This is a genomic window from Pseudescherichia sp. (assembly GCF_032052675.1).
Taxonomy (GTDB): Bacteria; Pseudomonadota; Gammaproteobacteria; order Enterobacterales; family Enterobacteriaceae; genus Pseudescherichia.
In genome coordinates this window covers 66,546-81,537 of record NZ_DAMBWA010000018.1, presented here as the reverse complement: position 1 = coordinate 81,537, position 14,992 = coordinate 66,546, and the positions used below count along the sequence as shown (strand labels likewise).

Sequence of the window (14,992 nt, the reverse complement as noted above, 5' to 3'; positions counted from 1 at the left end):
TTGTGCCTGCCGCAAATGCCGGGCGGCACTGCGTTTGCCCGGCCTACGGTGGGCAAGGTGTGAGTTTGTAGGCCCGCGTAAGCGAAGCGCCACCGGGCATGATTGTGCCTGCCGCAAATGCCGGGCGGCACTGCGTTTGCCCGGCCTACGGTGGGCAAGGTGTGAGTTTGTAGGCCCGCGTAAGCGAAGCGCCACCGGGCATGATTGTGCCTGCCGCAAATGCCGGGCGGTACTGCGTTTTCCCGGCCTACAGTGGGCACGGTGTGAGTTTGTAGGCCCGCGTAAGCGAAGCGCCACCGGACGTGATTGTGCCAGCTGCAAATGCCGGGCGGCACTGCGTTTGCCCGGCCTACGGTGGGCACGGTGTGAGTTTGTAGGCCCGCGTAAGCGAAGCGCCACCGGGCGTTTTTATTATCAAATTACTGTTGTGTCAGCTGGTTACGACGATACTCTCCCTGCCGCTCCAGCATCCAACCTGGATACTCCCGAGGCAGCGCGCTGACCGCATCGAGCTGTTTCAGCTCCTCTTCACTCAGGCGGATCTCCGTCGCGGCAATGTTATCCGCCAGCTGATCCGGACGTTTTGCGCCGATAATCACGCTGCTCACTACCGGCTGATGCAGCAGCCACGCCAGGGCGATCTGCGCTACCGACACGCCTTTGCTGTCGGCGATATTGCGCATGACGTCTACGCAGTCGAAGGCGCGCTCTTTCTCTACCGGCGGGAAGTCGAACGCCAGTCGACGGCTGCCCTCCTCCCCGCTCCCGCTGCGATCATACTTGCCGCTCAGCAGGCCGCCCGCCAGCGGGCTCCAGACCATCAGCCCCACCCCTTCGCTTTGCAGCATCGGGACCAGCTCTCGCTCAAGGTCGCGCCCGGCGAGGGTGTAGTAGGCCTGCAAGGAAGCGAAGCGTGCCAGCCCTAAGCGCTCGGAGATACCCAGCGCCTTCATGATCTGCCATGCCGCCCAGTTGGAGACGCCGATATAGCGTACGTGACCGTGCTGAACCAGGTTATCCAGCGCGTAGAGCGTCTCTTCAATCGGCGTTGCCGGATCGAAGCCGTGCAGCTGATAGAGGTCGATGTGATCCAGCTGCAGACGACGCAGGCTCTCCTTGACGCTGCCGATGATGTGATAGCGGGAGCTGCCGCGCGAGTTGACCCCGCCGGTACCGGTTTCGCCAAAGACTTTAGTTGCCACCACCACGTCTTCGCGGGGGATCTTGAGATTTTTCAGCGCCTGGCCGGTGATCTCTTCCGAGCGCCCTTCCGAATAGACGTTGGCGGTATCGATAAAGTTGATGCCCGCTGCAAGGGCGTCGCCCACCAGCTGCTCCGCCTCGTTCTGGCGCAGCTGACCAATCTTGCCCCACATGCCACCTTCGCCGCCGAAGGTCATGGTGCCAAGGCACAGCTCGGAGACAAAGAGACCGGTACTGCCAAGTTTTTGATAACGCATAGAACGCTCCTTAGGGTGTCGATGAGTGTTCAATAGTTATACGCCAGTACGCCGGATAGCGAATGTGAGGATCCTGCGCGTTTCTTGCCCAATCCTCTGAACTTTATCCTCGCGCCGCCTCGCCAAAGACCGGATAGTCCGGCAGCTGTACGGACTGGTACGGCTCCCAGCCGCCCCCCAGCGCCTTATAGAGCGCCACCAGGTCGAGACTGCTCTGCACCCGCGCCTGGGCGCGCTGCTGCTCGGCCTGGGCCAGCTGGCGCTGGGCATCAAGCACGTCGATAAAGGTGGCGATCCCCTGGCGGTAGCTGTCGCTGGCAAGATCGAACGCGCTCTGCAGCGCCTCAATGGTTTTGCTCAGCCCGGCCTCGCGCTGCTGATCGGTACGGTAGCTGACCAGCGCGTTCTCCACGTCGCCCAGCGCGCTCAGCACCGTCTGCCGATAGTTGAGCGCCGCTGCGCCCTGCTGCGCCCGCGCCAGCTTGACGCTGGAGACCAGCCGCCCACCCTGGAAGATAGGGATCGAGACCTGCGGCCCGAAGCTGTAGAAGTGGCTGCTCCAGTCGGTCAGCCAGTCGGTTTCGCTGTTGCGCAGGCCAAACTGGCCGCTCAGGGTCAGGCTTGGGAAGAGCTGAGCCACCGAGACGCCAATCTGTGCGGTGGCCGCATGCAGGTTGGCCTCGGCCTCACGCACGTCTGGTCGACGGCGGGCCAGCGTGGAAGGAATGCCGGTCTGGATGATATCCGGCAGCTTCGGCAGGGGCTGCACCGCCCGTAGCTCCGCATTCAGCGCGCCGGGTGGCTTGCCGATCAGGATCGCCAGCGCGTTCATCGCCTGCTGCTCCTGGGCCTGGTACTGCGGCAGCTGCGCCTCCAGGCTGCCCAGCTGCGCCCGCGCGTTCTCCACGTCCAGCTGCGGCGAAAGTCCGCCGCGCTGGCGGCTTTCGGTCAGGCTAAGCGTCTCCCGGGCGGTGTCGATCTGCGTGTTCATGGTGGCGAGGATGCTCTGCGCGCCGCGCAATTGTAGCCATGCGCGCGCCACCTCCGCCTCCAGTGACACCAGCGCGTCGTTACGCTGCTCGATAGCCGCCTGCTGCTGGGCGTTGGCCGCCTCCACCTGGCGGCGCACTTTGCCCCACAGATCCAGCTCCCACTGGGCATCGAAGCTGCCCTGGTAGAGATTTACCGGCTGGGTGAGCACCCCAAGGGCGTTGTTTATCTCTGGATCGACATCCTGCAGCTGACCGTAAACGTCGTGGGATTTCAGCTCGCCCTCCAGCCCCAGCTGCTGTCGGGTGGCCTGCAGATTGCCGTTTACCGCTGGCAGGAAGGCGCCGCCCGCCTGGTTGATCTGCTCCCGTGCGCCGGCAATGCGCAGCACGGTCTGCTGCAGGGAGAGGTTCCCGGCGATCGCCCGCTCGATCAGGCTGTTGAGCTGCGGCGAGTTAAAGGTCGTCCACCAGCGCGGATTCACCGCCTGGGTTGAGGTTTGCGACGGCAGGGTTTTATCCCCGGCGTCGTTCCAGTGGCTCACCGCAGGCGGCACGGGTTGCTGGTAGTCCGGCCCCACGGCGCAGCCCGCCAGCAGCAGGGTGAGTAACGACAGCGTCGGGGTATGTATCCTGTGCATCTTAATGTGCTCCTGCGCTGCCTTCGCTCTTGATCGGCGAAAGCAGAAGACAAAACGGAATCAGTAAAAACGCCACGGCGCTGAGGATGGTAAAGACGTCAACGTAGGCGAGAAAGCGTGACTGCTCGATCATGGTGCGGTACATCTGCCCGGTTGCCAGGCCAAGCGGATCCCCCGACAGCGAGGTAAAGTCACGGATCGCCTGGGCCGTCTCGCGCACCGCCAGCTGGAACTGCTCGCTAAAGGGCGTGGTGTGGGCGCTTAAATAGGCGCTATGCACCTGGGCGCGCTCGGTAATGGCCGCGGTGGAAAGTGAAATACCGATCGATCCAGCGACGTTACGGAACATGGTAAACAGCGCGGCGGCGTCGGCGTTAAGCTGACGCGGTATAGTAATAAAGGCGATAGTGGTAAGCGGTACAAACAGGAAGCCGAGACCAATCGACTGCGCGCTGCGGAACAGCACCAGGGTTTCAAAGTCGACGTTCGGGGTCAGGTTGCGCGACCAGAAGAAGGCTACCGCCAGGCAGGTAAAGCCGAAAGCGATGATCCACCGGGTCTGCACCACCGGCATCAGCTTCAGCACCAGTGGAATAGTAAGCACAATCAGCACCGCTCCCGGCGAGAGCACCAGCCCCGACCAGGTCGCGGTATAGCCGAGATCCTGCTGTGCCAGCTGGGGGATCACCACCGAGCTGCCGTAGAGGATCATCGCCATCCCCGCCATCAGCAGGCTGGAGACGGCAAAGTTGTTATCCTTCATGCAGTGCAGATCGACCACCGGTTTTTTGGCATACATCAGCCAGTAGATCGCCCCGATAATGCCAATCAGGGTCAGCACGGCAAAGGTGCGAATAAAGTTAGAGGCGAACCAGTCGTCGTCTTCGCCACGGTCGAGCATCACCTGCAAACAGCCCAGCCCCAGCGCAATCAGGCCGATGCCGGTCCAGTCGATAGTCAGCTTCTCTTCTGATTTACGCTCCCAGGGCGGATCTTCCAGCAGCTGATAGATGGCCAGCACCGTGACGATCCCCACCGGGATGTTGATAAAGAAGACCCAGCGCCAGGAGTAGTTGTCGGTGATCCAGCCCCCGAGGGTCGGGCCGAGCACCGGCGCAACGATGATCGCAATTGACGAGAGGCCAAAAGCCTTGCCGCGATCCTCCGGCTTAAAGTAGTCCAGCAGCACCGACTGCTGGGTCGGCTGCAGCCCCCCGCCGAAGAAGCCCTGCAGGATGCGGAACAGAATGATCTCCCACAGCTCGGTGGCGATACCGCACAGGAACGAGCAGACGGTGAACATCACGATGCAGATCAGGAAGAAGCGCTTGCGGCCAAAGACGCGGCTCAGGAAGGCCGAAATGGGCAGCACGATGCCGTTTGCCACCAGGTAGCTGGTCAGCACCCAGGTGGATTCGCTGTAGCTCGCCGACAGCGAACCGGCGACGTGGGGCAGCGCCACGTTGATGATGGTGGTGTCGAGGATCTCCATAAACACCGCGAGGGTGACGACAATCGCCACCGCCCACGGGTTACTGGCGGGACGCCAGCTCTCATGGCTGTGATCGGTCATTCCAGCGTCACCTTCGGCTCCACCGACAGCCCCAGCGGCAGCGGCGGCTGGTTAGCATCCAGACCCTTATCAATCACAATCTTCACCGGCACGCGCTGCACAATCTTCACGAAGTTACCGGTGGCGTTTTCCGAGGGGAAGGCGGAAAAGCGCGAGCCGCTCCCCTGCTGGATGCTGTCGATATGCCCTTCCAGCTCAAGGTCCGGGTAGGCATCGACGCCAATGGTGACCTTATTGCCGGGGCGCATCCGCTCCAGCTGCGACTCTTTAAAGTTCGCCACCACCCAAATGTCAGGCGAGACCAGCGAGAAGAGCGCCGTACCCGCCTGCACCAGGGTACCGGTCTGCACGTTACGTTTGGTGACGAAGCCATCAAACGGGGCGCGCACTTCGGTATAGGAGAGATTGAGGTTCGCCGTCTCGAGCTGGGCACGGGCCTGTTCTACCTGCCGCTCGCGCGCTTCGACGTTGGTCTCCTGCTGGCGGATCTGCAGGTTAATCTGGTTCGCCACCTCCAGCTGGGCATTGGCGCTGGCAAGCTGGGCCTGGGCGCTGCGCAGCTGAGCGTTGGCGCTGTCGATATTTTGTTGCGTGGTGGCCCGCGGGTCAACGCCGCGCTGGCGGCGATAGGCGGCTTCGGCATTGGCTAAATCAGCCTTGGCCTTCAGCACCTGCGCCTGCGCTTCGTCGCGCTGAGAGGGGTACTGCACCTTCGAGAGTGCCAGCTGCGCCTGAGCCTGATGCAGCTGGGCGGTTGCCAGTCCGAGCTGGGCCTGAGCCTGATCGCGCTGGGCGGTGGCGTCCCGGGGGTCAATCACCACCAGCAGATCGCCCTTCTTCACCCGCTGGTTATCCTTAACCCGCAGCTCGGTCACATAACCCGCTACCTTGGGCGCAACGGTCACCGCATCGCCTTCGGTAAAGGCGTCGTCAGTGGTCTCCTGGTTGCGGGTCATAAACCACCACACCGCCGCCACAATGACCATGATGACCACTACCACACCCAGAATGATTAGTGGCTTCTTACCGGGGCGCTTACGTCCATTTTTTTGATCGTTGTTTTGATCGTTATTGTTCTCTTCCTGAGCGGCGTCAGGATTCTTTTCGTTATCAGCCATAGCGTTGCAACTGTCCTGTCGATGAACGGCGCGACACATGCGCCGTTATCTAAAGTTAGGAGGTTGCTATACATTTGCCAGGAAAAACTGACAAATTCGCATTAACTGATAATAAGTAACTCATACCCCACCAGCGCGGCCCAGATCAGCAGCGGAATGGAGTAGAGATGGAAGCGCCACCAGATGCGACGATTGTTCGCCATCCGCAGGGCAATGAGGTTCGCCAGCGAGCCGGGCAGCAGGCCAAAGCCGCCGACGTTCACCGCCCAGGCGAGCAGCTGGCTGGGAGGAACGTAGTTCAGCAGCAGGATGGTCGCCGGTACGTTGCTGATCGCCTGCGACAGGCCGATGGCCGTGAGCCACAGGGCGGGCTGGGAGAGGTGCTCTACGCCGTTAAGCGATCCCTGTAGCGCGGGCAGCTGCACCAGCAGATGAACATCGATAAACATCGCCATGAAGACCAGCAGCAGCGTCCAGTCCACGCGCTTAAGCACCTTACGGGCAACAACAGCAAAGCCCGCGGCGACGATCAGCACCCCCCAGCCCTCAAGCTTCATCTCCAGCGAGGTGAGGAAGAGCACATACAGCACCAGGCAGCTCCAGAGCAGCCGTGGCTGCCATGACGGCGCCTGGCTGCCGCTGTGGTAGTTCAGGGCCTTGTTGGGGAAAAAGATCCAGCAGAGCAGCAGCAGCGTCGCCATCATCACCAGCGCCAGCAGCGCCATCTGCCCGGTAAAGGCGGCAAACGAGAGGCCGGAGCGCCCCCACAGCAGAATATTTTGCGGATTGCCAATGGGGGTAAGCAGCGAGCCCGCGTTGACCGCCAGCGCTTCGAAGATAATCAGCCGGTTGACCGGGATCTCGCACAGCTTTCTCAGCGTCAGGGTGAGCGGCACCACGATAAACAGCGCCACGTCGTTGGTCAGGAAGGTAGAGAGCAGCGCCGCCGCCAGGGCCATAAACATTGCCAGCCGCCGCTCGGTGGCAAAGCGCCGGACCATTCTGCGGCCCAGCACGTCAAAGTAGCCGCTCTGCTCCACCCCTTTGGTGAGCATCATCAGCCCGCTTAGCGTCAGGATAGTGTGCCAGTCGATCGCCTTTGGCCACGCTGCCGGGTTAAAGGGAACGAAAAAGCTCAGGATAACGCCGATCAGGATCAGCAGTTGGAGAAAGCGATCGCGCGCCAGCGCGTGCACGAACGGCAGGGTCATTCCGCAGGGTGCTCCTGCTGAAGGGTAAAGAGGCGAAAGCGCTCCAGCGTCTCCTCGCTAACATGGTGCTCCATGCCTTCAGCATCGCGGCGGGCGGTCTCCGGGCTGACGCCCAGCACCAGCAGAAAGCTCTCAACGATCTGGTGCCGCTCGCGGCTCTCCTGCGCCAGCTTCTCTCCCTCCGGGGTCAGGAATACGCCGCGCCAGGGGATCTGCTCGATTAACCCCACCGATGCCAGACGCTTGAGCATCTTGGCCACCGTCGGCTGGGAGACGCCCAGTCGGGCGGCCATATCCACCTGGCGGGCCTCCCCTACTTCGCGGATCAGATCGGAGATCAGCTCAACATAGTCATCAATCAGCTCTCGCCGGTGCGCTTCCCGCACCTGGCGAAAGCCTTCGACATGCTCTTCGACATTCACCAGCTGCGTCACTTTTTTTGTTGTTGTCTTGCCTGCGCGACGGCTCATTGGACTTCCTCATGGGGTAACGCACTAGATGCATCATATACGGTTGCGCCCAGTGTAAACCATAAGTAGACCAGCACAAAAAATTTGGGTAATAGCCGTAGCTATACAATATAGCCTGTGCTATATCTGTATGTAATGCAGACAACCTTCATGGATTGAACGTCACACCATCAAACAGGAGGAGGTTGATATGAACGAACTCAAGAGGTGCCTTAGCGTGTTTACCCACTCTCCATTCCAGGTCCGGTTACTGTTGCTCACTATGCTGTGCGATATGTTCAACGGCAAACCGCAGCAGGACGATAAAAAATCCCATTAATGCGGCGTCGCGGTACGCCGCTTCATTTTTCTGTCATATTCCTCCGCCATACTGACCCTCTGTCATAGAAAATTCTTCTTATTTGCTGATTTTGCAACCATCCTCGCAAAAGATTGCTCTGTAAGCAGTTGATCTTCGCCTGCTCTCGCTCTATCTTCTCGCAGCCCTGCACAAATGCGGCTCGCGGATGCGGAACTCCCCCTTTCCCTACGCCCTCTCCAGCAGGTTTTGACCCTCTACGCCAGGGTGAGCACATGGCGTTTTCGCGATACAGCTATATGAATTTAACAATAAAAGAAACGCTCGCTGCCCGTAGCCAGGCCCTTAGCCCGTGGACGGGTTTCTATTTTCTTCAGTCGTTACTGATTAACTACGCCCTTGGCTACCCTTTTAGCCTGCTCTATACCAGCGCGTTCGCCTGCCTGCTGCTCCTGCTATGGCGTCATGCGCCGCGTGCCCAGAAGGTACTCGTGGGACTCTTCTCGCTGCTCGCCGCCGCCTACTACCCGTTTGGCCAGGCCTACGGCGCGCCTAACTTCAATACGCTGCTGGCGCTGCACTCCACCAACATGGAGGAGTCCACGGAGATCCTGACCATTTTCCCGTGGTACAACTACGTGATTGGCCTGTTTATCTTTGGCCTCGGGGTGATCGCCGTGCGGCGTAAAAACGGCGAACGCCCCTCCTGGGGCAAATGGGATCATCTCGGCGTCGCCTTCTGTCTGGCTACCGTGTTTGTCGCTCCGCTGCAGAACCTGGCCTACGGCGGGGTCTTTAATCTGAAAGATACCGGCTATCCCGTGTTTCGCTTCGTGAAGGACGTGGTGGTTAACAACCAGGACGTGCTGGACGAGCAGAGCCGGATGGCGCAGCTTGCCGGGATGAAAGATAGCTGGAACGTGGTGGCGGTGAAGCCAAAGTACCACACCTACGTCGTAGTAATTGGCGAGAGCGTGCGCCGCGATGCGGTGGGCGCATTTGGCGGCCACTGGCAGAACACCCCTTTTGCCAGCAGCGTCAACGGCAGCTTTTTTACTGACTATGTGGCGGCCAGCGGCTCAACGCAGAAATCGTTGGGCCTGACCCTCAACCGGGTAATGGACAACAAGCCCCAGTATCAGGATAACTTTGTTACCCTGGCCAACCGGGCGGGCTTTCAGACCTGGTGGTTCTCCAATCAAGGTCAGATTGGCGAGTACGATACCGCCATCGCCAGCATTGCCAAACGTGCGGACGAAGTGCAGTTCTTAAAAAGCGGCGACTTTGAGGCCGATAAGAACACCCGCGACGAAGCGCTGCTGAAGATGACCGAGCAGGTGTTAAGCACAGCACGCAGCCAGCCGCAGCTGATCGTCCTGCACCTGATGGGCTCTCACCCGCAGGCCTGCGATCGTACCGGCGGTAAATACACGGTCTTTGTGCAGTCGAAGGAGACCTCGTGCTATCTCTACTCGATAACACAAACCGATACTCTGCTCAGCAAGCTCTATGACCAGCTGCGCAATAGCGGCAGCACCTTCTCGATGGTCTACTTCTCCGATCACGGGCTGGCTTTCAAGGAGCGTGGTAAAGAGGTGCAGTACCTTGCCCATGACGACAAGTTCCAGCAGAATTTCCAGGTGCCGTTTATGGTGATCTCCAGCGATGATACCCGTCATCGGCTGATAAAAGCTCGCCGCTCGGCTAACGACTTCCTCAGTTTCTTTTCGCAGTGGACCGGCATCACTGCCAAAGAGATCGCCTCCCGCTACCGCTTTGTCTCAAATGACAAAGCCGGGCCAACCTGGGTGACCAACTTCAAGCTGCAAAAGGTGGATTACAACCATCTGGGCACGGATCTGTTTGAGACCCGCTCGCGCTAGAAGATAACAACGCCCGGCGGCGCGCAGCTTGCCGGGCCTACGGGATTGGACCGACGTTATTAAACTGCGCCCATAAAAAAACGGCCCCTGAGGGCCGTTTTTGTGTCTAGACTATCACCGGGGTGATTAGAAGCGGTAACCCACGCCTGCGATCCAGGTGCCAACGTCAACGCTACGAATGCGGCTCTGCTCGTAGGAAACGTCGATAGCCACATCTTCGATTGGGTTGAACTGCATGCCCGCACCGTAGGAGAAGCCGTAGTCGCTGTTGTCAGAATGGTTTACAACATCCTGAGACTGCTGGTATTTACCGTAGCCAACACCCACTACGCCGTAGATGCTTGCCCAGTCGTTCAGACGGAACGCTGGACCTGCGGTCAGACCGTAGTACTGGCCTTTGTTGTACACACCGCTTTCGGTACGATCTTTTTCAGTGTAGGTAAAGGAACCGATGTAACCCAGCGGGGTGTCGTTTTCGTAGCGATACTTCAGGTTGAAACCGTTAGCTTTGTTCGCTACACCCTGGTAGTCGCTCTGTGCGTAGCCGCCAGAAACGGTAGAGGTTGCCGCTACAGCGGAACCTGCGGATACAGCCATTACAACTGCCAGTGCTGAAAGACATGCAATTTTTTTCATATGCCACCTCAAATGTGCTTCAAGTAAGTCCTAAGTATTAAATATAACAAAAATTATTGAGAAACTCTTTGCGCTTCACGCTGTCTAACGGGCCTTTTGATGTAACAGAACGTTTCCTTTACATCGTATCTCTTTCAAAAAAAAGCCTTTTTTTCGACTATGCCGCTATTATGACGCCATAAAACCGACACATTCATCCAGATTATTCCTAAACATATGGTGATTAATCCAGCAACCTGTCACCATTCTACCGCTTTCCTGACATTTATTTTCAACGGCGTCTCAACCACTGACATCTATTTCTATTACACTGCCCTCTTTACTCTGTTTGACATAAATTGACAGGAGAAAGGATGCCTGGTTTACCTCGTAAGTTGCCCGTCTGGTTACCTATATTAATACTGCTTATTGCGATGGCGTCGATTCAGAGCGGTGCCTCGCTGGCCAAGTCGCTCTTTCCACTGGTGGGTGCCCCCGGTGTAACCGCCCTGCGTCTTGCCCTGGGAACAATTATCCTGGTGATTATCTTCCGGCCCTGGCGCCTGCGTTTTACGCCAGAGCAGCGTAAGCCGCTGCTGTTTTATGGCCTGGCGCTGGGTGCCATGAACTATCTCTTCTATCTCTCTATCCAGACGGTGCCGCTGGGCATTGCGGTGGCGCTGGAGTTTACCGGCCCGCTGGCGGTGGCGCTCTTCTCTTCCCGACGTCCGGTAGACTTCGTCTGGGTGGTACTGGCCGTGCTGGGGCTATGATTCCTTCTGCCGCTGGGGCAGGACGTCTCCCACGTCGATCTTACTGGCGCAGCTTTTGCCCTGGGCGCCGGTGCCTGCTGGGCTATCTACATTCTCTGCGGCCAGCGCGCCGGGGAGGAGCACGGTCCAGCCACCGTGGCGCTGGGTTCGCTGATAGCTGCCGTGGTATTTGTGCCCCTTGGCGCGATTCAGGCAGGGGATGCGCTCTGGCACTGGTCGATTCTACCGCTTGGCCTGGCCGTAGCCGTTCTCTCCACCGCCCTACCCTACTCGCTGGAGATGGTCGCCCTGACGCGCCTGCCGACCCGCACCTTCGGCACGCTCATGAGCATGGAACCCGCGCTGGCAGCGGTTTCGGGCATGATCTTCCTGAGCGAGACGTTGACCCTCGTGCAGTGGCTGGCACTGTCGGCGATTATTGCTGCCTCTATCGGCTCGACGCTGACGCTGCGTCGGGAGAGCACAATTAAAGAAGTTGATATTGGTTAATTATTTAACTGCACGGTACGCTGCCGTGCAGAATATCTTTTACTGCCTCGTTTATCCTGCGAATTAATATTCATTCACATTCTCAACGCCTGCTATAAAATTAAGAATCATCTCCCTGATTACAGACAACATACTGATTTTTAAACTATAAAATTTTAAGCACTCTTTATTACTATCGAACCGATAGGTAGAGACAAAACAGCAAAGCCAAAAACCGGTGCTATACTTAGCTCCAGTAATTACCTGGGAACACACATCAAGAGGATATGAGATTATGAGTACCGCTAAACTGGTAAAAACGAAATCATCCGATCTGCTTTATACTCGCAACGATGTAGCGGATAACGATAAAAAAGCGACTATTGAGCTGCTGAATCGCCAGGTGACCCAGTTCATTGACCTGTCTCTGATCACTAAACAGGCCCACTGGAATATGCGTGGCGCTAACTTTATTGGCGTGCACGAGATGCTGGACGGCTTCCGCACCACCCTGACCGAGCATCTGGATACCATCGCCGAGCGTGCAGTTCAGCTGGGTGGCGTAGCGCTGGGTACGACCCAGGTTGTTAACAGCAAGACGCCGCTGAAAAGCTATCCGCTGGATATTCACAGCGTTCAGGATCACCTGAAAGAGCTGGCCGATCGCTATGCCATCGTCGCTAATGACGTGCGCAAATCTATTGATGAAGCAAAAGATGAAGATACCGCTGATATCCTGACCGCGGCATCACGCGACCTGGATAAATTCCTGTGGTTTATCGAATCCAATATCGAATAAAGCATACGTTTTATCTATCACCCTCTCCCGCCCGGGAGAGGGTTCTGCACTATCATAGTGCAACTCCCGCTTTTCATCCCCGCAGTAAAGTAAACCACTTGTAATAATTACCTCACACAATCGTTAATCAAGGGTTGTTTTATCACCGCTTTCCGCGCTTAATATCAGCATATTGTGCAACATACCAGCAGTGCACCAAAATGGATCACCAAAACGGTGCGCGACGGTAAATGGCGCATGAATTTTGTTCAGCGATAGAATATATCGGCTTTACAAAACAATGGGTTGTAAACCTGGCACGATTTTTTCATACTGCGTACGTTCTTTCAGGGGATCGCCCCGTGGATATAAAAGGAAATGTTATGAAGTCTGTGTTTAAAGTTTCCCTTGCTGCACTTACCCTGGCTTTTGCGGTCTCTTCCCACGCCGCCGATAAACTGGTGGTAGCTACCGATACCGCGTTTGTTCCGTTCGAATTTAAACAGGGCGATAAATACGTTGGTTTTGACGTTGATCTGTGGGCTGCCGTAGCGAAAGAGCTAAAGCTGGATTACACCCTTAAGCCAATGGATTTCAGCGGCATTATCCCGGCGCTGCAGACCAAGAACGTTGACCTGGCGCTGGCTGGGATCACCATTACCGACGAGCGTAAAAAAGCGGTCGACTTCTCTGACGGCTACTACAAGAGCGGTCTGCTGGTGATGGTCAAAGCTAACAACAACGACGTTAAAAGCGTAAAAGATCTCGACGGTAAAGTGGTTGCGGTGAAGAGCGGTACCGGCTCCGTTGACTATGCGAAAGCCAATATCAAAACCAAAGATCTGCGTCAGTTCCCGAACATCGACAACGCGTATATGGAACTGGGCACTAACCGCGCTGATGCGGTGCTGCACGATACGCCGAACATTCTCTACTTCATCCAGACCGCCGGTAAAGGCCAGTTCAAAGCGGTTGGCGACTCTCTGGAAGCGCAGCAGTACGGTATTGCTTTCCCGAAAGGCAGCGACGATCTGCGTGAGAAAGTGAACGGCGCGCTGAAGACTCTGAAAGAGAACGGCACTTATAACGAAATCTATAAAAAATGGTTCGGTACAGAGCCTAAATAATTCAGCCTGAATTCAGGTTTGTAACGCCCGGTGGCGCTCGCGTTTACCGGGCCTACATTTTTAGTATTTCACCACGGTATACAGGAATTCATCATGCAGTTTGACTGGAGTGCCATCTGGCCTGCCATTCCCATTTTGTTTGAAGGCGTCAAAATGACCCTGTGGATCTCGGTCCTCGGTCTGGCGGGTGGTTTGATTATCGGCCTTGCAGCCGGTTTCGCCCGCAGCTTCGGCGGCTGGATAGCAAACCACATCGCACTGGTATTTATCGAGATCATTCGCGGCACGCCGATCGTCGTTCAGGTAATGTTTATCTACTTCGCCCTGCCGATGGCCTTTAACGATCTGCGCATCGATCCGTTCAGCGCCGCCGTTGTCACCATCATGATCAACTCCGGGGCCTACATCGCCGAAATTACCCGCGGCGCGGTGCTCTCGATCCACAAAGGCTTTAGCGAAGCGGGCCTGGCGCTGGGACTCTCTAAGCGCGAGACCATTCGTCGGGTGATCCTGCCTCTGGCGCTGCGCCGTATGCTGCCGCCGCTGGGTAACCAGTGGATCATCAGCATCAAAGATACCTCGCTGTTTATTGTTATCGGCGTGGCTGAACTGACCCGTCAGGGCCAGGAGATCATCGCCGGCAACTTCCGTGCGCTGGAGATCTGGAGCGCCGTGGCGGTGTTCTATCTCATCATTACCCTGGTTCTGAGCTTTATTTTGCGTCGTCTTGAAAGAAGGATGAAAATCCTGTGATTGAATTTAAAAATGTCTCCAAGCACTTTGGTAAAACCCAGGTGCTACATAACATCGACCTCAATATTACCCAGGGCGAAGTCGTGGTCATCATTGGCCCCTCCGGCTCCGGTAAGTCCACCCTGCTGCGCTGCATCAACAAGCTGGAAGAGATCACCAGCGGCGATCTGATTGTCGATGGTCTGAAGGTGAACGATCCAAAGGTCGATGAGCGCCTGATCCGTCAGGAAGCCGGCATGGTGTTCCAGCAGTTCTACCTCTTCCCGCACCTGACGGCGCTGGAAAACGTGATGTTTGGCCCGCTGCGCGTGCGCGGGGCAAGTAAAAGCGAGGCGGAGACGCTGGCAAATTCCCTGCTGGCGAAGGTCGGACTGGCCGAGCGCGCTCATCACTATCCGTCTGAACTCTCCGGCGGCCAGCAGCAGCGCGTGGCTATCGCCCGTGCGCTGGCGGTGAAGCCGAAGATGATGCTGTTTGATGAGCCGACCTCTGCCCTCGACCCCGAGCTGCGTCACGAGGTGCTGAAAGTCATGCAGGACCTGGCCGAAGAGGGGATGACGATGGTGATCGTAACCCACGAAATCGGCTTTGCCGAAAAGGTCGCCTCGCGGCTGATCTTTATCGATAAGGGTCGCATTGCTGAAGATGGCAATCCGCAGACGCTGATCGAGAACCCGCCCAGCCCGCGCCTGCAGGAGTTCCTCCAGCACGTCTCCTGATTTATCAACGCTCTCCATTCGGGGAGCGTTTTTTTCCTTCGCCGGATTTCTCCCATTTCCAGACGCAGCGCTGGCAGCATCTATACTTATCTTTTTGCACTATTTTCTCAGGAGAG

At 57.4% G+C, this 14,992-nt stretch carries 13 protein-coding genes and 1 pseudogene; 7 read left to right on the top strand and 7 right to left on the bottom strand.

The window, feature by feature from the left end; all coding sequences use genetic code 11:
- Nucleotides 1-419: 419 nt before the first annotated feature.
- From RTX96_RS19235 to mntR, 6 genes are all read right to left on the bottom strand, one after another.
- Entirely contained in the window at nucleotides 420-1,460 is a 1,041-nt protein-coding gene (locus RTX96_RS19235; RefSeq protein WP_312671814.1) for an aldo/keto reductase, read from the bottom strand.
- A 103-nt stretch (nucleotides 1,461-1,563) separates the two neighbouring features.
- Nucleotides 1,564-3,090: an efflux transporter outer membrane subunit gene (locus RTX96_RS19230; protein WP_312671813.1), complete on the bottom strand. Its 1,527-nt coding sequence runs from the start codon at nucleotides 3,088-3,090 to the stop codon at nucleotides 1,564-1,566.
- 1 nt (nucleotide 3,091) lies between these two features.
- On the bottom strand, nucleotides 3,092-4,663 hold the full coding sequence (locus tag RTX96_RS19225; RefSeq protein ID WP_312671812.1) for a DHA2 family efflux MFS transporter permease subunit: 1,572 nt from the start codon (nucleotides 4,661-4,663) through the stop codon (nucleotides 3,092-3,094).
- Entirely contained in the window at nucleotides 4,660-5,781 is a 1,122-nt protein-coding gene (locus tag RTX96_RS19220; protein WP_103819728.1) for an HlyD family secretion protein, read from the bottom strand. Before RTX96_RS19220 ends, RTX96_RS19225 begins: the two co-directional genes overlap by 4 nt.
- A gap of 101 nt (nucleotides 5,782-5,882) precedes the next feature.
- Nucleotides 5,883-6,992 (bottom strand): anion transporter, encoded by a 1,110-nt coding sequence (locus RTX96_RS19215; protein ID WP_103819729.1) that lies wholly within the window; start codon nucleotides 6,990-6,992, stop codon nucleotides 5,883-5,885.
- Nucleotides 6,989-7,462, bottom strand: a complete 474-nt coding sequence (gene mntR, locus RTX96_RS19210; protein ID WP_103819730.1) for a manganese-binding transcriptional regulator MntR — start codon at nucleotides 7,460-7,462, stop codon at nucleotides 6,989-6,991. Before mntR ends, RTX96_RS19215 begins: the two co-directional genes overlap by 4 nt.
- Before the next feature lie 190 nt (nucleotides 7,463-7,652).
- Here mntR and mntS point away from each other — a divergent pair, with 190 nt between their 5' ends.
- The gene (gene mntS / locus RTX96_RS19205; protein ID WP_312269206.1) at nucleotides 7,653-7,781 is read left to right on the top strand and encodes a manganase accumulation protein MntS; all 129 of its coding nucleotides are present in this window, start codon (nucleotides 7,653-7,655) and stop codon (nucleotides 7,779-7,781) included.
- 278 nt (nucleotides 7,782-8,059) lie between these two features.
- Nucleotides 8,060-9,643: a phosphoethanolamine transferase gene (locus RTX96_RS19200; protein WP_312671817.1), complete on the top strand. Its 1,584-nt coding sequence runs from the start codon at nucleotides 8,060-8,062 to the stop codon at nucleotides 9,641-9,643.
- Nucleotides 9,644-9,769: 126 nt separating this feature from the next.
- On the opposite strand, the gene ompX is transcribed toward RTX96_RS19200, so the two are convergent.
- The gene (ompX, locus tag RTX96_RS19195; protein WP_103819733.1) at nucleotides 9,770-10,279 is read right to left on the bottom strand and encodes an outer membrane protein OmpX; all 510 of its coding nucleotides are present in this window, start codon (nucleotides 10,277-10,279) and stop codon (nucleotides 9,770-9,772) included.
- 353 nt (nucleotides 10,280-10,632) lie between these two features.
- On the opposite strand from ompX, the pseudogene rhtA reads away from it, so the two are divergent.
- The 5 genes and pseudogenes from rhtA to glnQ all read left to right on the top strand — a co-directional run bounded on the left by rhtA (nucleotide 10,633) and on the right by glnQ (nucleotide 14,876).
- Nucleotides 10,633-11,520, top strand: a pseudogene (gene rhtA, locus RTX96_RS19190) (threonine/homoserine exporter RhtA).
- A 274-nt stretch (nucleotides 11,521-11,794) separates the two neighbouring features.
- Nucleotides 11,795-12,298 (top strand): DNA starvation/stationary phase protection protein Dps, encoded by a 504-nt coding sequence (dps, locus tag RTX96_RS19185; RefSeq protein WP_103819735.1) that lies wholly within the window; start codon nucleotides 11,795-11,797, stop codon nucleotides 12,296-12,298.
- A gap of 362 nt (nucleotides 12,299-12,660) precedes the next feature.
- Nucleotides 12,661-13,404, top strand: coding sequence for a glutamine ABC transporter substrate-binding protein GlnH (gene glnH, locus RTX96_RS19180; RefSeq protein ID WP_312228942.1), 744 nt, complete (start codon nucleotides 12,661-12,663; stop codon nucleotides 13,402-13,404).
- Nucleotides 13,405-13,497: 93 nt separating this feature from the next.
- Complete coding sequence (glnP, locus tag RTX96_RS19175; RefSeq protein ID WP_042392296.1) at nucleotides 13,498-14,157, top strand: glutamine ABC transporter permease GlnP; 660 nt, start codon at nucleotides 13,498-13,500, stop codon at nucleotides 14,155-14,157.
- Nucleotides 14,154-14,876 carry a glutamine ABC transporter ATP-binding protein GlnQ gene (gene glnQ, locus RTX96_RS19170; RefSeq protein WP_103819737.1) on the top strand — a complete coding sequence of 241 codons (723 nt, stop codon included), beginning with the start codon at nucleotides 14,154-14,156 and terminating at the stop codon, nucleotides 14,874-14,876. The genes glnP and glnQ overlap by 4 nt, the downstream gene beginning before the upstream one ends.
- Nucleotides 14,877-14,992: the final 116 nt, after the last annotated feature.